The sequence below is a fragment of the Pseudomonas abieticivorans genome (genome assembly GCF_023509015.1).
Taxonomy (GTDB): Bacteria; Pseudomonadota; Gammaproteobacteria; order Pseudomonadales; family Pseudomonadaceae; genus Aquipseudomonas; species Aquipseudomonas abieticivorans.
Genome location: NZ_CP094975.1, coordinates 2,521,819 through 2,544,499, shown reverse-complemented (window position 1 = coordinate 2,544,499; position 22,681 = coordinate 2,521,819). Strand labels below are relative to the sequence as shown.

The 22,681-nt window shown below is 61.5% G+C and carries 23 protein-coding genes; 12 read left to right on the top strand and 11 right to left on the bottom strand.

The annotated features are described in order from the left end of the window. The first annotated feature begins 140 nt into the window (after positions 1 to 140). The 4 genes from coxB to L9B60_RS11375 are packed head-to-tail and all read left to right on the top strand — an operon-like array spanning position 141 to position 4,370. Positions 141 to 1,268, top strand: a complete 1,128-nt coding sequence (gene coxB, locus L9B60_RS11390; RefSeq protein WP_249678651.1) for a cytochrome c oxidase subunit II — start codon at positions 141 to 143, stop codon at positions 1,266 to 1,268. Positions 1,269 to 1,296: 28 nt separating this feature from the next. Next, positions 1,297 to 2,886 (top strand): cytochrome c oxidase subunit I, encoded by a 1,590-nt coding sequence (gene ctaD, locus L9B60_RS11385; RefSeq protein WP_249678649.1) that lies wholly within the window; start codon positions 1,297 to 1,299, stop codon positions 2,884 to 2,886. A gap of 1 nt (position 2,887) precedes the next feature. Continuing rightward, positions 2,888 to 3,442 carry a cytochrome c oxidase assembly protein gene (locus L9B60_RS11380; RefSeq protein WP_249678647.1) on the top strand — a complete coding sequence of 185 codons (555 nt, stop codon included), beginning with the start codon at positions 2,888 to 2,890 and terminating at the stop codon, positions 3,440 to 3,442. 40 nt (positions 3,443 to 3,482) lie between these two features. Continuing rightward, the gene (locus L9B60_RS11375; RefSeq protein WP_249678645.1) at positions 3,483 to 4,370 is read left to right on the top strand and encodes a cytochrome c oxidase subunit 3; all 888 of its coding nucleotides are present in this window, start codon (positions 3,483 to 3,485) and stop codon (positions 4,368 to 4,370) included. A gap of 5 nt (positions 4,371 to 4,375) precedes the next feature. Here L9B60_RS11375 and L9B60_RS11370 read toward each other — a convergent pair whose 3' ends face one another. Beyond that, the gene (locus L9B60_RS11370) at positions 4,376 to 4,579 is read right to left on the bottom strand and encodes a twin transmembrane helix small protein (RefSeq protein ID WP_249678643.1); all 204 of its coding nucleotides are present in this window, start codon (positions 4,577 to 4,579) and stop codon (positions 4,376 to 4,378) included. A gap of 61 nt (positions 4,580 to 4,640) precedes the next feature. Between L9B60_RS11370 and L9B60_RS11365 the strand changes: the two genes are divergently transcribed. From L9B60_RS11365 to L9B60_RS11345, 5 genes are read left to right on the top strand one after another with little or no spacing between them, the layout of a single operon-like run. After that, positions 4,641 to 5,384, top strand: coding sequence for an SURF1 family protein (locus L9B60_RS11365; RefSeq protein ID WP_249678635.1), 744 nt, complete (start codon positions 4,641 to 4,643; stop codon positions 5,382 to 5,384). After that, positions 5,350 to 5,943 carry a PA_0111/PP_0108 family redox-active disulfide protein gene (locus L9B60_RS11360; RefSeq protein WP_249678633.1) on the top strand — a complete coding sequence of 198 codons (594 nt, stop codon included), beginning with the start codon at positions 5,350 to 5,352 and terminating at the stop codon, positions 5,941 to 5,943. The genes L9B60_RS11365 and L9B60_RS11360 overlap by 35 nt, the downstream gene beginning before the upstream one ends. A gap of 9 nt (positions 5,944 to 5,952) precedes the next feature. Further along, positions 5,953 to 7,002, top strand: coding sequence for a COX15/CtaA family protein (locus L9B60_RS11355; RefSeq protein WP_249678632.1), 1,050 nt, complete (start codon positions 5,953 to 5,955; stop codon positions 7,000 to 7,002). Then, a complete protein-coding gene (gene cyoE / locus L9B60_RS11350; RefSeq protein ID WP_249678631.1) occupies positions 6,999 to 7,898 on the top strand; it encodes a heme o synthase in 900 nt (299 codons plus the stop codon). The genes L9B60_RS11355 and cyoE overlap by 4 nt, the downstream gene beginning before the upstream one ends. Further along, positions 7,895 to 8,527, top strand: coding sequence for an SCO family protein (locus L9B60_RS11345; protein ID WP_249678630.1), 633 nt, complete (start codon positions 7,895 to 7,897; stop codon positions 8,525 to 8,527). Before cyoE ends, L9B60_RS11345 begins: the two co-directional genes overlap by 4 nt. Positions 8,528 to 8,688: 161 nt before the next feature. On the opposite strand, the gene L9B60_RS11340 is transcribed toward L9B60_RS11345, so the two are convergent. The 3 genes from L9B60_RS11340 to L9B60_RS11330 are packed head-to-tail and all read right to left on the bottom strand — an operon-like array spanning position 8,689 to position 11,199. Then, positions 8,689 to 9,462 (bottom strand): MetQ/NlpA family ABC transporter substrate-binding protein, encoded by a 774-nt coding sequence (locus L9B60_RS11340; RefSeq protein ID WP_249678628.1) that lies wholly within the window; start codon positions 9,460 to 9,462, stop codon positions 8,689 to 8,691. Between the two features lie 58 nt (positions 9,463 to 9,520). Beyond that, the gene (locus L9B60_RS11335; RefSeq protein ID WP_249678626.1) at positions 9,521 to 10,192 is read right to left on the bottom strand and encodes a methionine ABC transporter permease; all 672 of its coding nucleotides are present in this window, start codon (positions 10,190 to 10,192) and stop codon (positions 9,521 to 9,523) included. Continuing rightward, entirely contained in the window at positions 10,192 to 11,199 is a 1,008-nt protein-coding gene (locus tag L9B60_RS11330) for a methionine ABC transporter ATP-binding protein (RefSeq protein WP_249678624.1), read from the bottom strand. Before L9B60_RS11330 ends, L9B60_RS11335 begins: the two co-directional genes overlap by 1 nt. A gap of 270 nt (positions 11,200 to 11,469) precedes the next feature. Here L9B60_RS11330 and katE point away from each other — a divergent pair, with 270 nt between their 5' ends. Next, positions 11,470 to 13,608, top strand: a complete 2,139-nt coding sequence (katE, locus tag L9B60_RS11325) for a catalase HPII (protein WP_249678622.1) — start codon at positions 11,470 to 11,472, stop codon at positions 13,606 to 13,608. 2 nt (positions 13,609 to 13,610) lie between these two features. On the opposite strand, the gene L9B60_RS11320 is transcribed toward katE, so the two are convergent. The 4 genes from L9B60_RS11320 to zur form a co-directional block, all read right to left on the bottom strand. Then, the gene (locus L9B60_RS11320; RefSeq protein WP_249678620.1) at positions 13,611 to 14,321 is read right to left on the bottom strand and encodes a PA5502 family lipoprotein; all 711 of its coding nucleotides are present in this window, start codon (positions 14,319 to 14,321) and stop codon (positions 13,611 to 13,613) included. A gap of 83 nt (positions 14,322 to 14,404) precedes the next feature. Next, positions 14,405 to 15,190 carry a zinc ABC transporter permease subunit ZnuB gene (znuB, locus tag L9B60_RS11315; RefSeq protein ID WP_249678618.1) on the bottom strand — a complete coding sequence of 262 codons (786 nt, stop codon included), beginning with the start codon at positions 15,188 to 15,190 and terminating at the stop codon, positions 14,405 to 14,407. Then, the gene (znuC, locus tag L9B60_RS11310; protein ID WP_249679714.1) at positions 15,183 to 15,980 is read right to left on the bottom strand and encodes a zinc ABC transporter ATP-binding protein ZnuC; all 798 of its coding nucleotides are present in this window, start codon (positions 15,978 to 15,980) and stop codon (positions 15,183 to 15,185) included. The genes znuB and znuC overlap by 8 nt, the downstream gene beginning before the upstream one ends. Continuing rightward, entirely contained in the window at positions 15,980 to 16,462 is a 483-nt protein-coding gene (zur, locus tag L9B60_RS11305; RefSeq protein WP_249678616.1) for a zinc uptake transcriptional repressor Zur, read from the bottom strand. Before zur ends, znuC begins: the two co-directional genes overlap by 1 nt. A 66-nt stretch (positions 16,463 to 16,528) precedes the next feature. Here zur and L9B60_RS11300 point away from each other — a divergent pair, with 66 nt between their 5' ends. Next, on the top strand, positions 16,529 to 17,452 hold the full coding sequence (locus L9B60_RS11300) for a zinc ABC transporter substrate-binding protein (RefSeq protein ID WP_249678614.1): 924 nt from the start codon (positions 16,529 to 16,531) through the stop codon (positions 17,450 to 17,452). A gap of 65 nt (positions 17,453 to 17,517) precedes the next feature. Here the strand turns inward: L9B60_RS11300 and L9B60_RS11295 are convergent, their stop codons facing one another. Continuing rightward, complete coding sequence (locus L9B60_RS11295) at positions 17,518 to 18,468, bottom strand: homoserine kinase (RefSeq protein ID WP_249678613.1); 951 nt, start codon at positions 18,466 to 18,468, stop codon at positions 17,518 to 17,520. A 62-nt stretch (positions 18,469 to 18,530) separates the two neighbouring features. Next, on the bottom strand, positions 18,531 to 18,818 hold the full coding sequence (locus L9B60_RS11290; protein ID WP_249678611.1) for a DUF2782 domain-containing protein: 288 nt from the start codon (positions 18,816 to 18,818) through the stop codon (positions 18,531 to 18,533). Positions 18,819 to 18,892: 74 nt separating this feature from the next. Between L9B60_RS11290 and polA the strand changes: the two genes are divergently transcribed. Next, positions 18,893 to 21,667 (top strand): DNA polymerase I, encoded by a 2,775-nt coding sequence (gene polA, locus L9B60_RS11285; RefSeq protein WP_249678609.1) that lies wholly within the window; start codon positions 18,893 to 18,895, stop codon positions 21,665 to 21,667. 316 nt (positions 21,668 to 21,983) lie between these two features. On the opposite strand, the gene yihA is transcribed toward polA, so the two are convergent. Next, on the bottom strand, positions 21,984 to 22,616 hold the full coding sequence (gene yihA, locus L9B60_RS11280) for a ribosome biogenesis GTP-binding protein YihA/YsxC (RefSeq protein ID WP_249678607.1): 633 nt from the start codon (positions 22,614 to 22,616) through the stop codon (positions 21,984 to 21,986). Positions 22,617 to 22,681 lie beyond the last annotated feature (65 nt).

The window sequence follows — 22,681 nt, the reverse complement described above, 5'->3', positions numbered from 1 at the left end:
GGTTTGTAACCGATTTAGCTGATGAGCCCGACTGCCTACGCAGCGAAGGCCCCGGCCGTTGAAGTTCGCAGTCTTGACGCCGCTCCCTTAGCCGCAGGCCTTGGCCTCCGGGATAACAAGAACGATAAGGGGAACCCGCAATGATGCGACATCCACACGTCTGGATGGGCCTTCTGTTGTGGTCGATATTCAGCCAGGCCAACGCCGCCTGGACTGTGAATATGACTCAGGGCGCGACTCAAATCAGTCACGACGTCTACGACCTGCACATGACCATTTTCTGGATCTGTGTGGTGATCGGCATCCTGGTGTTCGGCGCGATGTTCTGGTCGATGATCGTTCATCGTCGCTCCACCGGCCAGCAAGCGGCGCACTTTCACGAACACACTGGCGTGGAAATCCTCTGGACGGTCATCCCCCTGATCATCCTGGTGGTGATGTCGGTGCCGGCCACGCGCACCCTGATAAAGATCTACGACCCTAGTGAATCGGACCTGGATATCCAGATCACCGGCTACCAGTGGAAGTGGCACTACAAATACCTGGGGCAAGACGTCGAGTTCTTCAGCAACCTCGCCACCCCGCAAGAGCAGATCCATAACCAGGCGCCCAAGGACGAGCATTACTTGCTGGAGGTCGACCAGCCGCTGGTGTTACCGGTGGGCGCGAAGATCCGGTTTCTGGTGACCGCCGCCGACGTGATTCACTCCTGGTGGGTGCCGGCCTTCGCGGTCAAACGCGACGCCATACCCGGATTCGTCAACGAGGCCTGGACGCGCATCGACAAACCCGGCATCTACCGTGGCCAGTGCAGCGAGTTGTGCGGCAAGGACCATGGCTTCATGCCAATCGTGGTCGAGGCCAAGACCCAGGCCGACTTCGACACCTGGCTGGCCGAGCGCAAGGCCGAGAGTGCCAAGCTCAAGGAGCTCACCAGCAAGGAGTGGACGCTGCAAGAACTGTCCGACCGTGGCGACAAGATCTACCACACCACCTGCGTGGCCTGCCACCAGGCCGAGGGCCAGGGCCTGCCGCCAATGTTCCCGGCGCTCAAGGGCTCGAAAATCGCCACCGGCCCCAAGGAGGACCACCTGCACCGCGTGTACTTCGGCAAGCCAGGCACGGCGATGGCCGCGTTCGGCAAGCAGCTGTCGGAAGTCGATATCGCGGCCGTGGTCACCTATGAGCGCAATGCCTGGGGCAACAACAAAGGTGACATGGTCACGCCCAAGGAAGTGCTCGAGCTGAAACAGGCAGAAAGCAAATGAACCGGTTCAACCCCAGGGGAGACAGGACATGAGTGCAGTCGTCGATGATCATGGCCACGCCGGCGAGCACGCCCATGGCCCTGCCAAAGGGCTGATGCGCTGGGTGCTGACCACTAACCACAAGGACATCGGTACCCTGTACCTGTGGTTCAGCTTCTGCATGTTTTTGTTGGGCGGCTCGTTCGCCATGGTGATCCGCGCCGAGCTGTTCCAGCCTGGCCTGCAGATCGTGGAGCCGGCGTTCTTCAACCAGATGACCACCATGCACGGCCTGGTAATGGTGTTCGGCGCGGTCATGCCGGCCTTTGTCGGCCTGGCCAACTGGATGATCCCGCTGATGATCGGCGCGCCGGACATGGCCCTGCCGCGCATGAATAACTTCAGCTTCTGGCTGTTGCCCGCCGCCTTTCTGTTGCTGGTGTCGACGCTGTTCATGCCCGGCGGCGGCCCTAACTTCGGTTGGACGTTCTATGCGCCACTGTCGACCACCTATGCACCGCCCAGCGTGACGTTTTTTATCTTCGCCATCCACCTGATGGGTATCAGCTCGATCATGGGTGCGATCAACGTGATCGCCACCATCCTCAACCTGCGTGCGCCCGGCATGACGCTGATGAAAATGCCGCTGTTCGTCTGGACCTGGTTGATCACCGCATTCCTGTTGATTGCGGTGATGCCGGTGCTGGCCGGTTGCGTGACCATGATGTTGATGGACATTCACTTCGGCACCAGCTTCTTCAGCGCCGCCGGTGGCGGTGACCCCGTGCTGTTCCAGCATGTGTTCTGGTTTTTCGGGCACCCGGAGGTATACATCATGATTTTGCCGGCGTTCGGCGCCGTTAGCTCGATTATCCCCGCTTTTTCCCGCAAACCACTGTTTGGCTACACGTCGATGGTCTACGCCACCGCCAGTATCGCGTTCCTGTCATTTATCGTATGGGCGCACCACATGTTCGTGGTCGGCATCCCCTTGGTGGGCGAGCTGTTTTTCATGTATGCGACCATGCTGATCGCCGTGCCCACAGGGGTGAAGGTGTTCAATTGGGTGAGCACCATGTGGCAGGGCTCGCTGACGTTCGAAACGCCGATGCTGTTTGCCGTAGCCTTCGTGATCCTGTTCACCATCGGCGGCTTTTCCGGCCTGATGCTGGCGATCGCCCCGGCGGACTTCCAATACCAGGACACCTACTTCGTGGTCGCCCACTTTCACTACGTGCTGGTGCCTGGGGCGATCTTTGGCATCTTCGCCTCGGCCTACTACTGGTTGCCGAAGTGGACCGGGCACATGTACGACGAAACCCTCGGCAAGCTGCACTTCTGGCTGTCGTTCATCGGCATGAACATGGCTTTCTTCCCCATGCACTTCGTCGGCCTTGCCGGCATGCCGCGCAGGGTTCCGGACTACAACCTGCAGTTCGCCAACTTCAACATGGTTTCTTCCATCGGTGCCTTCACCTTTGGCGCCACGCAGATTTTCTTCCTGTTCATTGTGATCAAAACCATCCGCGGCGGCCCGCCTGCGCCGGCCAAGCCGTGGGATGGCGCTGAAGGGCTGGAGTGGACGATTCCTTCGCCCGCGCCTTACCACTCGTTCACCACGCCACCGGAAGTGAAATGAAATGAAAAGCAGCGAAGGCATGCCGCTCAAGCGCCTGGTCCGTTGGCTGTTATTGATCGTGGTGCTGATGTTTGCCTTTGGTTTCGCCCTGGTGCCGCTGTACGACGTGATGTGCAAGGCCTTCGGCATCAATGGCAAGACTGCCGGGCAGTACGAAGGCAGCCAGGTGATCGACCAGAACCGCCAGGTGCGCGTGCAGTTTTTGCCAACCAATGCCGTGGATATGGTCTGGGAATTCTATTCAAAGGCCGACGAGGTAGTGGTGCACCCCGGCGCCGTCACGGAGATGATCTTCGTGGCGCGTAACCCCAGTGACCATGCCATGAGCGCACAGGCTGTGCCGAGCATCGCGCCTTCCACGGCGGCGGCGTATTTCCATAAGACCGAATGCTTTTGTTTCACCCAGCAAGTGCTACAGCCGGGCGAACGCATCGAAATGCCGGTGCGTTTCATTGTTGATCGTGACCTGCCGCCGGATATCAAGCACCTGACGCTGGCTTACACGCTGTTCGATATCACGGCCCGCCACCCTCCGGTGGCCAAGGTTGGCGGTTAACGCACCCTGATCGTACCTGTGCGACAAGGAGAACAAGACCATGGCGACGCACGAACACTATTACGTCCCGGCGCAAAGCAAGTGGCCGATCATCGCGACCCTAGGGCTACTGACCACGGTATTCGGGCTGGGTACCTGGTTCAACGACATGAAGGCCGGGCACCCGGAATCCCACGGCCCGCTGATCTTTTTCGCCGGCGGTTTGATCGTCGCCTACATGATGTTCGGCTGGTTTGGCACCGTCATCAAGGAAAGCCGCGCAGGGCTCTATAGCCCGCAAATGGATCGCTCGTTTCGCTGGGGCATGTCCTGGTTCATCTTTTCCGAGGTGATGTTCTTCGTTGCCTTCTTCGGCACGTTGTTTTACGTGCGCCACATCTCCGGTCCAGCCTTGGGCGGGGAAGGCACCAAGGGTATCGCGCATATGCTGTGGCCGAACTTCCAGTTCACCTGGCCGCTGCTGCATACCCCGGACCCGAAATTATTTCCACCGCCCAAAGGCGTTATCGATCCGTGGCACCTGCCGCTGATCAACACGATTTTGTTGGTGAGCTCCAGCGTGACCATCACCATCGCGCACCACGCCCTGAAAAAGGGCCATCGCGGGGCACTGAAACTCTGGCTGGCGGCCACCATTTTATTGGGCGTGGCCTTTCTGTTCTTGCAGGCCCATGAATATGTCGAGGCCTACCACGAGTTGGGCCTGACCCTGGGCTCGGGCATCTACGGCGCAACGTTCTTCATGCTCACGGGGTTCCACGGTGCCCACGTGACCATGGGTACTTTGATACTCACGGTGATGCTGATCCGCATCATGCGCGGGCACTTCGATCAAGACCACCAGTTCGGTTTCGAGGCCGCCAGTTGGTATTGGCACTTCGTGGATGTGGTGTGGGTGGGGCTGTTTATCTTTGTTTACGTGCTTTAAGTCGGCTACCAGGGGGCTTGCGAGACCAGTTGGCCGCTGTAGAAGCCCCACGCCACCAGGCCCAAGGTGATGACCGCAAGGCCGACGCGCAGGGTCAGCGCCTTGACCAGGCGGTTGGAGCGGCCATCGTCCTTGACCAGAAAGAACAGACCACTGAACAGGCTGACCACCGTAGCCAGCAACATCAGGATGATCGCGGCTTTGAGCATGGCGAGACTCCGGGGGAACTGCGATGTATTTCAGTATAGCGACTGCACCAGGTAGCCAGCCTTGAAGCCCTTCCGGCCCGGCTTGTTGCCGACGCTAGTGGTACTTGTGCTGGTACCGGCCATGGTGTGGCTGGGTTTCTGGCAGTTGGACCGTGCCGATGAAAAACGTCAGTTGCTGGCGGTGTACGCGGCCCATCGCGCGGCCGAACCTATCGCCAGTGGCCAGTTGCAGGGCTTGGCTGATCCGGACTTTCGGCGTGTGCATTTGCGCGGGCAGTTCGACGCCGAGCACACCCTGCTGCTGGATAACCGCATGCGCGAGGGGCGCGCAGGTGTCGAGTTGTTACAGCCCTTCCATGACCAGGCCAGCGGCCTGTGGCTGTTGGTGAACCGGGGTTGGCTGCCTTGGCCCAATCGCCGGGTGGCGCCCGCCTACACGACACCCGAGCAAACCCTGAGCATCGATGCCTGGGTCTACGTGCCACCGGGGGCCACGTTCCAGCTGCAGGCCGACCCAGTGGTGGCTACTTGGCCCAAGCTGATCACCGCGTTCGAACCGCAAGCAGTCTGGGCGCAGCTTGGGCGCGAAGGCTTTGCCCATGAGGTGCGCCTTGAGCCGGGCCCGGCGGCTTATCAATTGGACTTCGCCGTGGTGTCCATGGGCCCGGAGAAGCACTTGGGCTATGCGGTGCAGTGGTTCGCCATGGCCCTGACCTTGTTTGGGCTTTATCTGTATTTCGGTTGGCATAACAAGAAAAAGGAGAAACGCCATGGGCGCGGCCATGAAGCCACTCAACATACCTGAAGCGACCAGCGCGCCGCGGCGCAAACGCGGGCGCCTGCAGTTGCTGTTGATACTGCTGGTGTCGGTGGGGCCAATGATCCTGGCGACCGGCATGTACAAGCTCAATTTCTGGGTGCCGGACGGCCGCAGTTACCACGGTGAGTTGATCGGCACCGGCGAAACTCGCGCCGACTTGGGTGTGCCGGCCGATGAAAGCCGTTGGCAGATGTTGGTGACCGAGCCTGGCGAATGCGCCGCCGATTGCCAGCAACTGGTGTACCTGGCGCGCCAGGTGCAGATCGGCCTGGGCCGCGATGCCTCGCGGGCCAGCCATGCCTTGGCCGTCAGCCAGCCGCAGGGCGCCGACTACGAGGCACGCCTGGCCCGCGAGTACCCGCGCTTGCAACGCTATGGGCTGGACACCGGCAAATACGCCAGGTGGAGCGAAGGCAAGCCCGGGCCGCAGCTGTGGATCATCGACCCGCACGGCAACCTGGTGCTGCGCTATGGCGCCGGGGTCAACGGCAAGGACCTGCTAAACGACCTTCGCCAACTGCTGAAGCTGTCCAACATTGGGTAGGACATTCTCATGGCCAGACCTGGTTTCCGCCTCGCCCTGCTCGCCACCGCACTGGCCTTGGTCGTCGTATTGCTCGGTGCCTATACCCGCCTGACTCATGCCGGCCTTGGCTGCCCGGATTGGCCGGGCTGCTACGGGTTCATGGCCGTGCCCAGCACCGATAGCCAATTGGCCCACGCCGAGCTGCACTTTCCCGATCACCCGGTGGAGGCGCAAAAAGGTTGGAGCGAAATGATCCACCGCTACTTCGCCGGTAGCCTGGGGTTGCTCATCGTCACGTTGGCGGTGCAGGCGCTGCGCCGACATGGCCGCGATGGCCAGCCGTTCAAACTGCCGCTGGTGCTGTTGGGGGTGGTGATCGCCCAAGCGGCCTTTGGCATGTGGACGGTGACCCTCAAGTTATGGCCGCAGGTGGTTACCTCGCACCTGCTGGGTGGCTTTGCCACGTTGAGCCTGTTGTTCATGCTGGCGGTGCGCCTGTCGGGGGCCTTCCCGGCGTCGCCTGCGGTGCCTGCGCGGTTGCGTGGCTGGGCGGGCGTAGGCCTGGCGTTGGTGATCGGCCAGATCGCCCTGGGCGGTTGGGTCAGTTCCAATTACGCGGCGATGGCCTGCGTAGACTTTCCCATGTGCCAGGGGCAATGGCTGCCCGATGCGGACTTTGCCAACGGCTTCAACCTGACCCAACACATTGGCCCCAATTACCTGGGTGGGCACTTGGACAGTGAAGCGCGCACGGCCATCCACCTCAGCCATCGTTTGGGCGCCGGGTTGGTCACGCTGGTGTTATTGGGCCTGGCCTGGCAGCTCAAGCACGCGGGCTTGCCCCGCCTTGGGCTGTTGGTGCTGCTGGCGCTTGGGCTGCAGGTTGGGTTGGGCATCAGCAATGTCGTGCTGCACCTGCCGCTGGCGGTTGCCGTGGCGCACAATGCCGGTGGCGCCACGCTGTTGCTGACCCTGCTGCTGGTCAATTACTGCACCCGCACCGTGCCCTTGCCGGCCGCTCAGCGTGACCGCTGGCACTGGCGCCCCCACCTGCCCGCCCTGTGGAATGGCAAATGAAAAGAGCCTTGAGCATCACCGCCGAACGCCCATTGTGGCGCGATTATTTGGAGCTGACCAAGCCCAAGGTGGTGGTCCTGATGCTGATCACTTCCCTGGTCGGCATGCTTCTCGCCACGCGCGGCCTGCCATCCATAACCTTGCTGCTGTTCGGTAACCTTGGCATTGCGCTTTGCGCGGGTGGGGCGGCGGCGGTCAACCATGTGGTGGATCGGCGTATCGACGCGATCATGGCCCGTACCCACAAGCGCCCCCTGGCTGAAGGCCGGGTCGGCCCGGTGGCGGCGCTGATGTTCGCCTTGCTGCTTTCGGTGCTTGGCATGGCGGTGCTGTTGTTGTTTACCAACCCCCTCACGGCTTGGCTGACCCTGGCCTCGTTGCTCGGTTACGCGGTGATCTACACGGGCTTTCTCAAGCGCGCCACGCCGCAGAACATCGTGATCGGCGGCCTGGCCGGGGCCGCGCCACCCTTATTGGGCTGGGTGGCGGTAACCGGGCATATCAGCGCCGAGCCGTTGCTGCTGGTACTGATCATCTTCACCTGGACCCCGCCGCATTTCTGGGCGCTGGCCATCCATCGCCGCGAAGAGTACGCCAAGGCCGACATCCCCATGCTGCCGGTGACCCACGGCGTGTACTACACCAAGGTGCATATCCTGCTCTACAGCAGTGCCTTGTTCGCAATCAGTTTGATGCCCTACGTGATCCGCATGAGCGGCCTGATCTACCTGGGGTGCGCCATTGCCCTCGGCGCGCGCTTCCTGCAGTGGGCCTGGCTGTTGTACCGTGACCGCCTGCCGCATGCGGCGATGAGCCTGTTCAAGTACTCGATCTGGTACCTGCTGCTGCTGTTCGTCGCCCTGCTCGTCGATCATTACCTGTTGCTGAGCCTATGACCCGCATCCAGAAAACCGTCTTCATCCTTGTCGCCCTGATCGCTGTGGTGCTGGGCCTGACCATCAACCGCGTGCTCAACGACAAGCACGACAACGCCTCCCCCGCCCTGATCGACGCGGGGATCCTCCTATTGCCGCAAAGCCGCCAGATCCCAGCGCTGGAGATGACCGACCAGAATGGCCAGGCCGTTGCCCTGGACCAGCTCAAGGGCAAGTGGACGTTGATGTTCTTTGGCTACACGTTTTGCCCGGACATCTGCCCCACCACCCTGGCGCAACTGCGCCAGGTCAAGGCAGACCTGCCCAAGGCCGCCGTGGAGCGCTTGCAGGTGGTATTGGTGAGCGTGGACCCGAACCGCGATACGCCGCAGCAGCTCAAGCAGTACCTGGGCTATTTCGACAAGGATTTCGTGGGCCTGACCGGCTCCGTGGAGACGCTGCAAAAGCTGGCCAACGCGGTCAGCGTGCCGTACATCCCGGCCGACACCAGCAAGCCGAACTACACGGTAGACCACAGCGGCAACCTGGCCCTGATAGGCCCGGACGGCACTCAGCGCGGGTTTATCCGTGCGCCGGTCAATGCACAGAAGCTGGTGGCGCAGTTGCCGGGTTTGGTGAAGCGGGATTAGCGGCGTTTGGTTCGCGGATGAATCCTACAGGGGCTCTCGTCGATCTGTAGGAGCGGATTCATCCGCGAAGAACGCGCCGCAGTTTGTCTGATACTCCACGGCGCCTGATTCGCGGATGAATCCGCTCCTACAAGAGCAGATTCATCTACGAGGCGGCCTCATCAGAACGCAGGCAGTACCGCGCCCTTGTACTTCTCGAGAATGAACGCCTTCAGCTCCGGGCTATGCAGCGCCGCCGCCAGCTTCTGCATGGCTGGCGAATCCTTGTTGTCCGGACGTGCGACCAGGATGTTCACGTAAGGCGAGTCGTTGCCTTCGATGATCAGGGCGTCCTTGGACGGGTCCAGCTTGGCTTCCAGCGCGTAGTTGGTGTTGATCAGCGCCAGGTCGACCTGGGTCAGCACGCGCGGCAGGGTGGCGGCTTCCAGCTCGCGAATCTTCAGGTCCTTGGTGTTCTCGACGATATCCTTGGGCGTCGACAGGATGTTGCTCGAATCCTTCAGCTTGATCAGCCCGGCCTTTTGCAAAAGCAGCAGCGCGCGGCCGCCGTTGGTGGCGTCGTTAGGGATCACTACGTTGGCACCGCCCGGGATCTCGGCCAGCGACTTCCACTTGCTGGAGTAAGCGCCCAAAGGCTCCAGGTGCACGCCGGTCACGGCGACCAGGTTGGTGCCCTTGCCCTTGTTGAACTCATCCAGGTACGGCTGGTGCTGGAAGAAGTTAGCGTCCAGGCGTTTTTCCGCCACTTGCACGTTCGGCTGGATGTAGTCGGTGAACACCTTGATGTTCAGGTCGACGCCTTCCTTGGCCAGCGCCGGTTTGACGAATTCGAGAATTTCCGCGTGCGGCACGGCGGTCGCGGCCACGGTCAGGGTCTCGTTGGCATGGGCAGACAGCGCGGCAACGGCGGCAAAGGCAGCCAATAGTTTTTTCATCGGTCAACTCCTTGTGAAGGCCTTGGGCCCTCAGCGCCGGCAATGGCCGGCACTTCGTTTACTTACGGGAAAAATGCACGACCAGCTTGTCGCCGATGGTCTGCAGCACTTGCACCAGCAACACCAGGATCACCACGGTGACGATCATCACGTCGGTCTGGAAGCGCTGGTAGCCGAAGCGGATCGACAGGTCGCCGAGGCCGCCAGCACCCACCACACCGGCCATGGCGGTGTAGGAAACCAGTGTAATCGCTGTCACGGTAATCGCCGCGATAATCCCTGGCATCGCCTCGGGCAACAGCGCGCTCATGATGATCTGCCGTGGCGTGGCCCCCATCGACTGGGTAGCCTCGATAATGCCGCGGTCCACTTCCCGCAGGGCGGTTTCCACCAGGCGGGCGAAGAACGGCGTGCAGCCGATTACCAGCGGTGGAATGGCCCCGGCCACACCCAGCGAAGTACCGGTGATCAGCACGGTGACCGGGATCAGTACGATCAAAAGGATGATGAAAGGCAGCGAGCGCAGCACGTTCACGCACAACGCCAGGATCGCGTACAAGCCCTTGGACTCGAACAGCTGGCGCGGGCCACAGACGAACAGCAGCACGCCCAGCGGCAGGCCCAGCAAAATGGTGAACAGCAGGGACGTGCCGAGCATCACCATGGTGTCACTGGTGGCCTCGAGGATCTCCATCCAGTCGACGTTGGCGAAGTAAGAGAGAAAATCCATCAGCGCAGCACCTCCATATGAACGTCTGCAGAGGTGAAGCGGGCAAAGGCGGCGTCCATGTCGCCGCCGGTGATGGCCAGCGTCAGTTGGCCGTAGGGCGTGTCTTTGATGCGGTCGATACGGCCGGCGAGGATGCTGTAGTCCACGCCGGTTTCCCGGGCGATGGTCCCCAGCAACGGCGCGTAGGTCGATTCACCTTGGAAGGTCAGGCGCACGATGCGGCCTGGCACGTGGGCAAAGTCGTCGCGCTGCTCGTTTTCGTCGACCTGCTCGTCTTCCTGCACGAAGCGCTTGGTGGTCGGGTGCTGCGGATGCAGGAACACGTCGGCCACCGAGCCTTGCTCGACAATCACGCCGCCATCCATCACGGCAACCTGGTCACAAACACGGCGAATCACGTCCATTTCGTGGGTGATCAACACGATTGTCAGCTTCAGCTCGCGGTTGATCTCGGCCAGCAATTGCAGCACCGAGGCCGTGGTTTGCGGGTCAAGGGCGCTGGTGGCCTCGTCGCACAGCAGTATTTTCGGGTTGGTCGACAGGGCGCGGGCAATGCCGACGCGCTGCTTTTGGCCACCGGACAGCTGCGCTGGGTACTTCTTGGCGTGATCGGACAGGCCCACGCGCTCGAGCAAGGCCGCCACGCGGTTGTTTATCTCGCTGCCCGACAGCTCACCCGCCAGCCGCAGCGGCAGGGCTACGTTGTCGGCGACGGTCTTGGACGCCAGCAGGTTGAAGTGCTGGAAGATCATCCCGACTTGTTGGCGGAAGCGTCGCAGATGGTCGGCATCGAAGGCCGTCACGTCCTCGCCGTCGACGATGATGCGGCCACCCGAAGGCGCCTCCAGGCGGTTGATCAGGCGCAACAGGGTGCTTTTGCCAGCACCGGAATGGCCGATCAGGCCAAACACCTGGCCGTTCTCGACGGTCAGGTTGGTGGGGTGCAGCGCGGGGATTTCCCTACCGGCCACGCGGTAGGTTTTATGGACATTTTGAAACTCGATCACGTAGCGAACCTTGTGGGGCGCATGGAAATGGGGGCAGCGGATAGCCGGTCGGGCATTTTAGCCTGTCTACATAGCTGTTCTTAGCATTTATTTCGCAAACTTCCTGCGATTTGGTGATAAGACGATCAAAGGTCACAAATTAAAAGGAACGGCAGAAAACCACCCCAGTCACTACCTAGTATCCCGCGCTTCCTTGCCCACGTGATCAGGGAAGGTTTGCTTGCACAGCCCCAGCAATAGGGGCCGTCGTCTATGAGGAGATTAGGCAAGATGAAAAAGAACAAGCCCGTTACCGGGCAAAGCCAGGCCGCCGGAACCGACACCCTGGACCGTGGCAACACCAACCCCAAGCTCGACAGCCTGGAACAGTTCCGTTCGGATGCGACCGGGCAGGCTTTGCGCACCAATCAAGGCGTCAAGGTCAGTGACAACCAGAACACCCTGAAAGTTGGCTCGCGCGGGCCTTCGCTGCTCGAAGACTTCATCATGCGCGAGAAGATCACCCACTTTGACCACGAACGCATTCCCGAGCGCATCGTGCATGCCCGTGGCACCGGCGCCCATGGCTACTTTCAAACCTACGAGGCGCATAGCGCGCTGACCAAGGCTGGCTTCCTGCAAGACCCGGCGAAAGTCACCCCGGTGTTCGTGCGCTTTTCCACCGTGCAGGGCCCCCGCGGTTCAGGCGACACAGTGCGTGACGTACGTGGCTTTGCCGTGAAGTTCTTTACCGAGGAAGGCAATTTCGACCTGGTAGGCAACAACATGCCGGTGTTTTTCATCCAGGATGCCATCAAGTTCCCCGACTTTGTCCACGCAGTTAAGCCTGAACCACACAACGAGATCCCCACCGGCGGCTCGGCCCATGACACCTTCTGGGACTTTGTTTCGCTGGTGCCGGAGTCGGCGCACATGGTGATCTGGACCATGTCGGACAGGGCCATTCCGAAAAGCTTGCGGGCCATGGAAGGGTTTGGCATCCACACCTTCCGCCTGATCAATGCCGAAGGTAAGTCCAGCTTCGTTAAATTCCACTGGAAACCCAAGCAGGGCGTGTGCTCGCTGGTGTGGGACGAAGCGCAGAAGCTTGCCGGCAAAGACACTGATTTCCACCGCCGCGACTTGTGGGAGTCCATCGAGATGGGCGATTACCCCGAGTGGGAGTTGGGCGTACAGATCATCCCCGAAGAGGACGAGCACAAGTTCGAATTCGATCTGCTCGACCCCACCAAACTGCTCCCCGAGGAGTTGGTGCCGGTGACGGTGCTGGGCAAGATGGTGCTCAACCGCAACCCGGACAACTACTTTGCCGAGACCGAACAAGTGGCGTTCTGCCCGGGGCATATCGTGCCGGGCATCGACTTTTCCAACGATCCGCTGCTGCAAGGTCGGCTGTTTTCCTACACCGACACCCAGATCAGCCGTCTCGGTGGGCCGAACTTCCATGAGATCCCGATCAACCGCCCAATCGCACCGAACCACAGTGGCCAGCGTGACGCGCAACATCGAGTAACCATCGACAAGGGGCGCGCTTCCTACGAGCCCAATTCGATCGATGGCGGTTGGCCGAAAGAAACGCCCGCGGCTGCTCAGGATGGCGGCTTCGAGAGCTATCCGGAGCGTATCGAGGCACACAAGGTACGCGAGCGTAGCCCTTCGTTTGGTGACCACTTCTCCCAGGCCCGGCTGTTTTTCCACAGCATGAGCAAGCCCGAGCAGGAGCACATCATCGCGGCCTACAGTTTCGAATTGGGCAAGGTCGAGCGTGAGCACATTCGCGCCCGCCAAGTGAACGAGATCCTCGCCAACATTGACCTGGACCTGGCAGCGCGGGTGGCCGCCAACCTTGGCCTGCCCGCGCCTAAAGCCGGCACCGTGGACACCAAGAGCATGACGCTCAAGGCATCACCGGCGCTGAGCCAGTTGAATCTGCTGTCGGGTGACATCAAGACGCGCAAGGTCGCCATCCTGGTAGCCGATGGGGTGGATGCAAAAGCCATCGATGCGCTGAAGGCGGCACTGGCTGCAGAGGGTGCGCATGCGAAGGTGTTGGGGCCAACCTCGGCGCCGGTGAAGACTGCCGATGGCAAGTCGCTGCCGGTCGATGCCTCGGCCGAGGGCCTGCCGTCGGTGGCGTTCGATGCCGTGTGGGTGCCGGGTGGCAAAGCTTCGGTACAAGCTTTGAGTGGTAACGGTGTGGCGTTGCATTTCCTGCTGGAGGCCTACAAGCATTTGAAGGCCATCGGCGCCAGCACTGATGCCAAGCCCTTGCTCGACAAGCTGCACCTGGACGCCGATGCAGGTTTGGTGATCGGCGACGATGATAAGACCCGCAAGGCCTTCATCGCTGCCATTGCCAAGCATCGGACCTGGGATCGCGAGGCCAAGGCCAAAGCGATCCCGGCCTGATATCAGGGCTTGCGCGGGCTCAGCACGACCTGTGCGTGCTGGTTACGGATGATCTGGTGCTCGAACTGCCATTGCAGGTCGGGCGCCAGTTTCGTTACGCGCTTTTTCAACAAGGTGGTCAACCACGCCACGTCCTGAGTGCGCGGCACCTGAAGGCTGACATCGCACTGGTAATTGACGATATCGGTGGCGATATCGTCCAGTTGCCTGCGTAACTTGCCAATATCCGTGACGTTAAGCGTCACCGGCGTACTCTCGGCGGAGGGGTCGATGACCTTGGCGGCTGGCCGTGCTTCTGCCTCTTTCAAGGCCGCTTCGGCTTTGTCCAATTCCGCCTTGCGCGCATCGCTGACCGTATTGTTGCCTGCACCACCCAGGGCCGGAGCCTTTGGCATGAGTGCGCGGGCGCGCGCCAAGGCGGTCGCCGCAGCGTTCACGTCACCCTTCTGCAACACGATCTGGCTGCGTTGCAGGTATGCCTCGGCCAGTTGGCGCTGGTAGGGTTCGAGGCGTGGATCATCGGGTGCCTGCTTTTGCAGGGTGGCCAACTGATCTTCGGCGGTGGCCAGTTCTCCGCTGGCGATATTTTGCTGTACCTGCAGGTAGGCATCCGGTACCGGCGCTGTGGGCGGCTCGGTCGGTTTGCTCTGACAGGCAGCCAACACCAGGGAAAATGCGGCGAGGAGCAGATAACGGGAGGCGAACGGCTTCATTCCTGCGACTCTCTATTTGCGCAAAAAACGAGCAAGTCTACACCTTGGCCGGCGCGTCGAAAATAACCTGTGGCCAAACACCGCTATTGGCGGCGCGGTAGGACAAAGCTCAACAAGAACAGTGTAGCGGCGCAGACCACGATTGAGGGGCCTGCAGGGGTATCCTTGAACCAGGACATGGCCAGGCCGCCACACACTGCGACGACCCCTAGGATACTGGCGCCCAAGGCCATTTGCTCAGGTGAGCGCGCGTGGCGTTGGGCGGCGGCGGCCGGGATGATCAGCAAGGAGGTGATCAGCAGCACGCCGACAATTTTCATCGCCACCGCGATCACGATGGCAATCAACAGCATCAGGGTCATGCGCAGCGCAGCCACCGGCAAGCCTTCGACGCGGGCCAGTTCTTCGTGCACGGTCACCGCCAGCAAGGGCCGCCACAGCACTGTAATCAACACCAGCACCGCCGCACTGCCGCCGATGATCCAGGCAAGGTCGGTGGGGCTGATGGCAAGCAGGTCGCCAAACAGGTAGCTCATCAGGTCGATGCGCACATCGTGCATGAAGCTCAGCACTACCAGGCCCAGGGACAGCGTGCTGGGGGCCAGAATCCCCAGCAGGGTGTCAGAGGCCAGCGGTTGGCGCTGCTGCAAGGTCACCAACAGGATGGCCAGCAGCAGGCAACCCACCGTGACTGCCAGGGCCGGGCTGACATCCAGCACAAAGCCCAGGGCCACGCCAAGCAAGGCGGCGTGGCTGAGGGTGTCGCCAAAGTAGGCCATGCGCCGCCACACCACGAATGAGCCCAGGGGGCCGGCGACCACAGCCAATGAAAGACCCGCCAGCAGGGCGTAAAGCAGAAAATCAGCCATGCGTGCAGTCGTCTCCATGGACATGAGGGGTATAGGGCGTGAGTTTTTTCGGGGCGTCGGCCACCACCTCGCCGTGCAGGTCGTGGGCGTGGTCGTGATGGTGGTGGTACACCGCCAGGCTCGGCGCATGGGAGCCGAACAGTTCGACGAAGGCCGGGTCACCGCTGACCTGCTCTGGGTGCCCCGAGCAGCATACGTGGCGGTTCAGGCACACCACCTGGTCGGTGGTGCTCATCACCAGGTGCAGGTCGTGGGACACCATCAGCACGCCGCAGCCATGGCGATCGCGCAGGCGGGTGATCAGGCTGTACAGCTCGGCCTGGCCGGCCACATCGACACCCTGCACCGGTTCGTCGAGCACCAGCAACTCTGGCTCGCGCAACAGCGCCCGGGCCAGCAGCACACGCTGCATTTCACCCCCGGAAATCGTCTGGATAGGGCTGTCGATGACCTGTACCGCGCCCACTTCGTCCAATGCCGCCATGGCTGCCTTGCGATCCACCCCCGGCACCAGGCGCAAGAAACGAAATACCGAAAGTGGCAGGGTCGGGTCTACGTGCAATTTTTGCGGCATGTAGCCAATGCGCAGCTTGGGTTTGCGCCACACGCTGCCGCTGTCGGGCTTGAGCAGGCCGAGTACCGCGCGCACCAGGGTGGTTTTGCCGGCGCCGTTGGGGCCGATCAAGGTGACGATTTCGCCAGGTTTGACGCTCAGGTGAATGCTGTCGAGGATGTTTTGCCCGGCAAAGGTCACCCCCACCTGCTCCAGGCGGATCAGCGAGTTGTCCATCAGGCTGCCCGGCAGGCCGAGCACACCCCGACCACTTCGACCGTTTGGGCCTCTACCACGAAGCCCACGTCGCGAGCGCTCTTGACGATGGCTTCGCTGATGGTCTTTTGTTCCAGCTCGACCGCCACGTGGCACTCGCGGCAGATCAGGAACTGGCCCTGGTGCGCATGCTCGGGGTGGTTGCAGCCGATGAAGGCGTTGAGCGAGGCAATGCGATGCACCAAGCCGTTTTCCAGCAGGAAATCCAGCGCGCGGTACACCGTGGGCGGTGCCGCGCGGCGGCCGTCTTGCTCGCTGAGCACGGCCAGGATGTCGTAGGCACCCAGTGGCTTGTGGCTCTGCCAGACCAGTTCGAGAACGCGACGGCGCAGGGCGGTAAGGCGCAAGCCCAGGCGCGCGCAGATGGTGTCGGCCTCGGACAAGGCGCTGTGCACGCAATGCGAGTGGTCGTGTGGGAGGCTGGCCAGCGGTGTTTTAGGCATGAGCGGCGACGATTTCTGTTGGAGACGTTATTATATTACCTGTTCCCGCCCCCTTGAGTGGTCATTGTGTCCCGACTTTTTGCCCTTTCTGTCGCTTTTTTCGCCAGCGTTGTCATTGCGCTGCCTGCCCAGGCCGAGGTTCGGGTGCTCACCAGCATCAAGCCGCTGCAGTTGATTGCTGCTGCCGTGCAGGAAGGTTCCGGGAGCGCTCCAGAGGTGCTGTTGCCGCCTGGCGCCTCACCTCACCACTATGCCCTGCGCCCCTCTGACGTGCGCCGCGTGGGCGATGCAGACCTGGTGTACTGGATCGGCCCGGACATGGAAGGGTTTTTGCCCCAGGTGCTGAAAAATCGCAGCAAGCCGACGGTCAAGGTCGAGGAGCTGCCGGGCCTGCATCTGCGCCGTTTCGCCGCCGACAGCGCCTCCCACGCCGAAGACCCGGACGAACATGACCATGACCACCGCCCAGGCAGCTTGGACTCGCACCTGTGGCTGTCCACCGTCAACGCAAGGGTGATCGCGGCGCGCATGGCTGCCGACCTGAGCCAGGCCGACCCGACCAATGCCGCGCGCTATCAGAGCAATGCCAAGCTGTTCGATGAGCGTATGGACGCGTTGGATGGCCGGATCAAGGCCCGTGTCGCGGGCGTGGCCGGCAAGCCCTATTTCGTGTTCCACGAGGGTTTTGATTATTTCGAAGACGCCTACGGCCTGAAGCACACCGGTGTATTCAGCGTGGCCGCCGAAGTGCAGCCCGGCGCCCAACACGTGGCAGCGATGCGCGCGCGTCTGCAGGAAGCGGGCAAGTCGTGCGTGTTCAGCGAGCCGCCTGCCCGCCCGCGGTTGGCCGAAACGCTGACCGCCGGCTTGCCGGTGCGCCTGGCCGAACTGGATGGCCTGGGTGGCTTCAACGAAGCCAGCCCGCGTGGCTATGAGCAGTTGATGGAAAAGCTGGGTAATGATTTTGCCGGGTGCCTGGAGCAGCTTTAGAGGCTTTTCGCGGATGAATCCGCTCCTACTGGAGCGGATTCATCCGCGCACCAAGCGATCGGGCCTTACAAGGCAAACGGCAAAGCAATCTCTACCTTCTGGCGCAACGCCAGACGGTGCTTGAACTCACCCGGGTCGTGAATCAACACGTCCATGCCGGCAAAGGCCTGGGCTGCCACCAGCCGCGACAGCCAGAAGCGTACGCACGCCACCCGCAGCATCACCGGCCACAGCTCGGCTTCGGCAGCGGTGAACGGGCGCAGCGCAGCATAGGCGCCGAGCATTGCACGGGCGCGAACGGCGTCGATCTTGCCGCTATCGTCCGAGCACCAGTCGTTCAGCGAGATCGCCAAGTCATACAGCATCGGCCCCGAGCAGGCGTTGTAGAAGTCGATCACACCGGTCAGGTGCGTGCCTTCGAACATTGCGTTGTCGCGAAACAGGTCGGCATGCAGGTTGGCCCGTGGCAGGGCCAGGATGCGTTCCTTGTAGTGGCCGATCTCGGCCAGGGCATCGCGCAGTAACTGCCCGGCACCACTGTCGAGCATCGCCAGTTGGCGGTCGCCCTCTTCGAGCATCCAGTCCAGGCCCCGGTCAGTCTTGCGCGTCAGCACGTGGCCACGGGTAGCCAAGTGGATATGGCCGAGAAACTCACCCATTTGCACGCAATGCTGGGCATTGGGTTCCTTGATGTGCTTGCCCGGCAGGCGCGGCTGCAGCAGTGCTGGCTTGCCGGCCAATTCGCGCAGGGCTACGCCGTCGGTGGTGCGCAGGGCATAGGGCACCGGCAGGTCGGCTTCGTGCAGCACGTCGAGCAGTTCGATGAAAAACGGCAAATCCTGGACCGGGCCGCGCTCGACCAGGGTCAGAACGAACTCGCCTTTTTCCAGGCTGATAAAGAAATTGCTGTTTTCGGTTCCGGCGGCAATCCCCTGGAAGTCACGCAGACGGCCAAGGCCATAAGGTGCGAGAAAGGTTTCAAGCTCTGGCCGAGACAGGGGTGTAAACACTGACATGTGAAAATGTGCCCATACTGGCCCCGCCTTGGCGGGGCCCGGTTGAAGTTAAGGGTGCAGCCTTACCACTCGAATATCGTCCATGCCGGGATCAGCATGTCCGGTTGGTCGGAGCGGATGAAGTTGGCATCGGTGCCATCCGCTCGCACCAGGAAATACGGTTTGCCATGCTTCGGCGTGACCTTGATCGCATACAGGAAGCCGTTTTGTCGATATTCCTGAATGAATTTGTCGCCGTCCTGGCGAATAGTGACATCCGGATCGGCTGATGGCGCGTCGTCAGCTGCCAATGCGGCAATCGGACAGGCAACCAACAGGCTGGACAGCAACAGGCGATTGGGTATTCGCATGATAACCTTGTCCCTTTGTCGTCAACGTTCCGGCCATTCTAACGCCGGACCCGTCGAAAAGGTTGATTCAACTCATGAGCCAAGCGCCTCTCGTCCTGGTGGACGGTTCTTCCTACCTGTACCGCGCCTTTCACGCGCTGCCGCCACTGACTACGTCGAAGGGCCTGCCGACCGGCGCGGTAAAGGGCGTGTTGAACATGCTCAAGAGCCTGCGCAAGCAGTATCCGGATAGCCCCTTCGCCGTCGTGTTCGACGCCAAGGGTGGCACGTTCCGCGATGAAATGTACGCCGACTACAAGGCGAACCGCCCGAGCATGCCCGACGACCTGCGCGTGCAGGTCGAGCCGCTGCATGCCAGCGTTCGCGCGCTGGGCTACCCGTTGCTGTGCGTGGACAACGTCGAGGCCGACGATGTGATCGGCACCCTGGCGCGCAGCAGTGCGGCCGCCAGCCGCCCGGTGGTGATCTCCACCGGCGACAAGGACATGGCGCAACTGGTGGATGGCCATGTGACCCTGGTCAATACCATGACCGGCAGTGTCATGGACATCGAGGGCGTGAAGGAAAAATTCGGCGTGGGGCCCGAGCACATCATCGACTACCTGGCGCTGATGGGCGACAAGGTCGATAACATTCCTGGCGTGCCTGGCGTGGGTGAAAAGACCGCCGTAGGCCTGCTGGTAGGTATTGGTGGTGGCCTGGCCGAGTTGTACGCCAACCTGGACAAGGTCGCGGCCCTGCCGATCCGCGGCGCCAAGACGCTGGCGGCCAAGCTTGAAGAACACCGGGACATGGCATTTCTGTCGTACCAGCTGGCAACCATCAAGTGCGACGTGCCGCTGGACGTCGAAGTGGATGCGCTGATGTGTGGTGAGCCTGACCGTGAGGCCTTGCTGGCGCTGTACAGTGAGCTTGAGTTCAAAAGCTGGGTCGATGAAGTGCAGCGCGATGCCAAGCGTGCCGGTGACGCGGTGGTCGCCGCCCCTGTCGCCGAAGAGCCTGTGGCGCTGGTCGAGACCCTGTACGAAACTATCCTCGACCAGGCCCGTTTCGACGTCTGGCTGGAAAAGCTGAAAAACGCCGAGCTGTTTGCCTTCGACACCGAAACCACCGGCCTGGATGCGCAACAAGCGCAATTGGTGGGGCTGTCGTTTGCGGTCAAGCCGTTCGAGGCTGCGTATCTCCCGCTGACCCATTCCTACATGGGCGTGCCGGAACAACTGGACCGCGATAGTGTGTTGCGGGCACTCAAGCCGCTGCTGGAAGACCCGAGCAAGCTCAAGGTCGGCCAGCATGCCAAGTACGACATGAACATCCTGGCCAACTGTGCCATCGGTGGTGATCAGACGAACGGTATCAATGTGCAGGGTGTTGCCTACGACACCATGCTGGAATCCTACGTGCTGGATTCCACCGCCACCCGCCATGACATGGACAGCCTGGCGCTCAAATACCTGAGCCACACCACCATCGGTTTCCAGGACATCGCCGGCAAAGGTGCCAAGCAGTTGACCTTCGACCAGATCGCCTTGGAGCAGGCCGGCCCTTACGCCGCGGAAGACGCTGACATTACCCTGCGCCTGCACCTGCACCTGCAGAAAAAGCTGGCGGCCATCCCGACCCTCGAAACCGTACTCAAGGACATCGAAATACCCCTGGTGCCGGTGCTGGCCAAGATCGAGCGCCAGGGCGCGCTGGTCGATGCCAAGCTGCTGGGCATCCAGAGCGTCGAGTTGGGCGATAAAATGGTCGCCCTGGAGCGTGAGGCTTTCGAGATCGCCGGCGAGGAGTTCAACCTGGGCTCGCCCAAGCAGTTAGGCGCGATCCTTTACGAAAAACTCGGCATGCCGGTGCTCAATAAAACGGCCAAGGGCCAGGCTTCGACCGCCGAGGCCGTGCTGGCGGAACTGGCCGAACTGGACTTCCCGCTGCCCAAGGTGCTGATGCAGTACCGCTCCATGAGCAAGCTGAAAAGTACCTACACCGACCGCTTGCCCGAACAGATCAACCCACGCACCGGGCGTATCCATACCTCATACCACCAGGCCGTGGCGGCAACTGGGCGTTTGTCGTCCAGCGACCCTAACCTGCAGAACATCCCGATCCGCACCGCCGAAGGGCGCAGGATCCGCCAGGCGTTCGTGGCGCCGGCCGGCTACAAGCTGCTGGCGGCGGACTACTCGCAAATCGAGCTGCGGATCATGGCCCACCTGGCCAAGGACGAAGGCTTGCTGCACGCCTTCCGCAATGACCTAGACGTGCACCGCGCGACAGCCGCCGAAGTGTTTGGCGTGGAGCTTTCAGGCGTTACCACCGACCAGCGTCGCAGCGCCAAGGCCATCAACTTCGGCCTGATCTACGGCATGAGCGCCTTCGGCCTGGCCAAGCAGATCGGCGTGGACCGCAAACAGTCCCAGGCCTACATCGACCGATACTTCACCCGCTACCCTGGCGTGCTCGAGTACATGGAGCGCACCCGCGCCCAGGCGGCCGAACAAGGCTACGTGGAAACCCTGTTTGGCCGGCGCCTGTACCTGCCGGAAATCAATGCCAAGAACCCGGCCTTGCGCAAAGGCGCCGAACGCACTGCGATCAACGCTCCGATGCAAGGCACCGCGGCTGACATCATCAAGCGCGCGATGGTGGCGGTCGACCAATGGCTGACTGATTCCGGGCTGGATGCCCGCGTCATTTTGCAGGTGCACGATGAATTGGTGCTGGAGGTTCGCGAGGACCTGGTCGAGCAGATCAGCGCTGAGATTCGGCCGCACATGAGCGGTGCCGCGCAACTGGATGTACCGCTGCTGGTGGAGGTAGGCGTGGGTAATAACTGGGATGAGGCTCACTGATCGAGTGACGCCTTCGCGGATGAATAAGCTCCTGTAGGAGCGGATTCATCCGCGAACCAGACACCTCGGTTCTGAAAATCGACACATTTAGACCAAACTGATTTGAACCTTTTGCGGAACTAAACCCGTGAACCACGACTCAGAGTAACTGAATGGCTGGTGAAGCCGTTCGATGCTCCTATGTTGTGTTAAGTGTTGGCAGATAAATCTGGACCCCGCCCTAGCGGTCCGGACCTTGAACCCCGAACTTCCCCCTCCCCATACGAAGTCCGGGGTTTTTTTTGCCTGCCGTTTGAGCGAACGGCAGGCGCTTGCGTTATTCCTCGACCTTGTCCGGCAGTTCCATCCAGCGTGCCAATACAGCATAGGCGTCTTCCAGGCCCATGCGCTTGGGCGCGGAGAACAACTGGATGCTCACGGCATCACCCCAGCCCTTGCGGATTTCCGACTGCACCTTGAGCAAGGTGTTCTTGGCCGCGCCGTAGGTCAGCTTGTCGGCCTTGGTCAGCAGGATATGCATGGGCATCTTGCTGGCGATCGACCAGTCCAGCATCAGTTGGTCGAAGTCGGTCATTGGATGACGGATGTCCATCATCAAAATCAGGCCCTTCAGGCTTTCACGGCTGCCCAGGTAGGCTTCCAGGTGGCGCTGCCAGTGCTGCTTGAGCGGGATCGGCACCTTGGCATAGCCGTAACCTGGCAGGTCGACCAGGCGGCGGTCGTCGTCCAGGGTAAAGAAGTTCAGCAGTTGGGTACGCCCCGGGGTTTTCGAGGTGCGGGCCAGGCTGGCGTGGGTCAGGGTGTTCAGGGCGCTGGATTTGCCGGCGTTGGAGCGGCCGGCGAAGGCCACTTCAAAGCCCAGGTCGTCAGGGCACTGATCGACTTTGGCGGCACTGAGCGCGAAGGTAGCCTGTTGGCACAGACCGAGGATGGGGTTTTTGACTTGCATGTGATTTCCGGTGTGGGCGGTGCCAGGCTCGGGGCTGGCAGGCGGTTCGTTTCCGTTTCTTGGGC

Bases quoted from the DNA above. Each gene is read 5' to 3' on its own strand.
- coxB (WP_249678651.1), top strand. From the start codon at position 141: ATGATGCGACATCCACACGTCTGGATGGGCCTTCTGTTGTGGTCGATA.
- ctaD (WP_249678649.1), top strand. From the start codon at position 1,297: ATGAGTGCAGTCGTCGATGATCATGGCCACGCCGGCGAGCACGCCCAT.
- L9B60_RS11380 (WP_249678647.1), top strand. From the start codon at position 2,888: ATGAAAAGCAGCGAAGGCATGCCGCTCAAGCGCCTGGTCCGTTGGCTG.
- L9B60_RS11375 (WP_249678645.1), top strand. From the start codon at position 3,483: ATGGCGACGCACGAACACTATTACGTCCCGGCGCAAAGCAAGTGGCCG.
- L9B60_RS11370 (WP_249678643.1), bottom strand. From the start codon at position 4,579: ATGCTCAAAGCCGCGATCATCCTGATGTTGCTGGCTACGGTGGTCAGC.
- L9B60_RS11360 (WP_249678633.1), top strand. From the start codon at position 5,350: ATGGGCGCGGCCATGAAGCCACTCAACATACCTGAAGCGACCAGCGCG.
- L9B60_RS11355 (WP_249678632.1), top strand. From the start codon at position 5,953: ATGGCCAGACCTGGTTTCCGCCTCGCCCTGCTCGCCACCGCACTGGCC.
- cyoE (WP_249678631.1), top strand. From the start codon at position 6,999: ATGAAAAGAGCCTTGAGCATCACCGCCGAACGCCCATTGTGGCGCGAT.
- L9B60_RS11345 (WP_249678630.1), top strand. From the start codon at position 7,895: ATGACCCGCATCCAGAAAACCGTCTTCATCCTTGTCGCCCTGATCGCT.
- L9B60_RS11340 (WP_249678628.1), bottom strand. From the start codon at position 9,462: ATGAAAAAACTATTGGCTGCCTTTGCCGCCGTTGCCGCGCTGTCTGCC.
- L9B60_RS11335 (WP_249678626.1), bottom strand. From the start codon at position 10,192: ATGGATTTTCTCTCTTACTTCGCCAACGTCGACTGGATGGAGATCCTC.
- katE (WP_249678622.1), top strand. From the start codon at position 11,470: ATGAAAAAGAACAAGCCCGTTACCGGGCAAAGCCAGGCCGCCGGAACC.
- L9B60_RS11320 (WP_249678620.1), bottom strand. From the start codon at position 14,321: ATGAAGCCGTTCGCCTCCCGTTATCTGCTCCTCGCCGCATTTTCCCTG.
- znuB (WP_249678618.1), bottom strand. From the start codon at position 15,190: ATGGCTGATTTTCTGCTTTACGCCCTGCTGGCGGGTCTTTCATTGGCT.
- znuC (WP_249679714.1), bottom strand. From the start codon at position 15,980: ATGGACAACTCGCTGATCCGCCTGGAGCAGGTGGGGGTGACCTTTGCC.
- zur (WP_249678616.1), bottom strand. From the start codon at position 16,462: ATGCCTAAAACACCGCTGGCCAGCCTCCCACACGACCACTCGCATTGC.
- L9B60_RS11295 (WP_249678613.1), bottom strand. From the start codon at position 18,468: ATGTCAGTGTTTACACCCCTGTCTCGGCCAGAGCTTGAAACCTTTCTC.
- L9B60_RS11290 (WP_249678611.1), bottom strand. From the start codon at position 18,818: ATGCGAATACCCAATCGCCTGTTGCTGTCCAGCCTGTTGGTTGCCTGT.
- polA (WP_249678609.1), top strand. From the start codon at position 18,893: ATGAGCCAAGCGCCTCTCGTCCTGGTGGACGGTTCTTCCTACCTGTAC.
- yihA (WP_249678607.1), bottom strand. From the start codon at position 22,616: ATGCAAGTCAAAAACCCCATCCTCGGTCTGTGCCAACAGGCTACCTTC.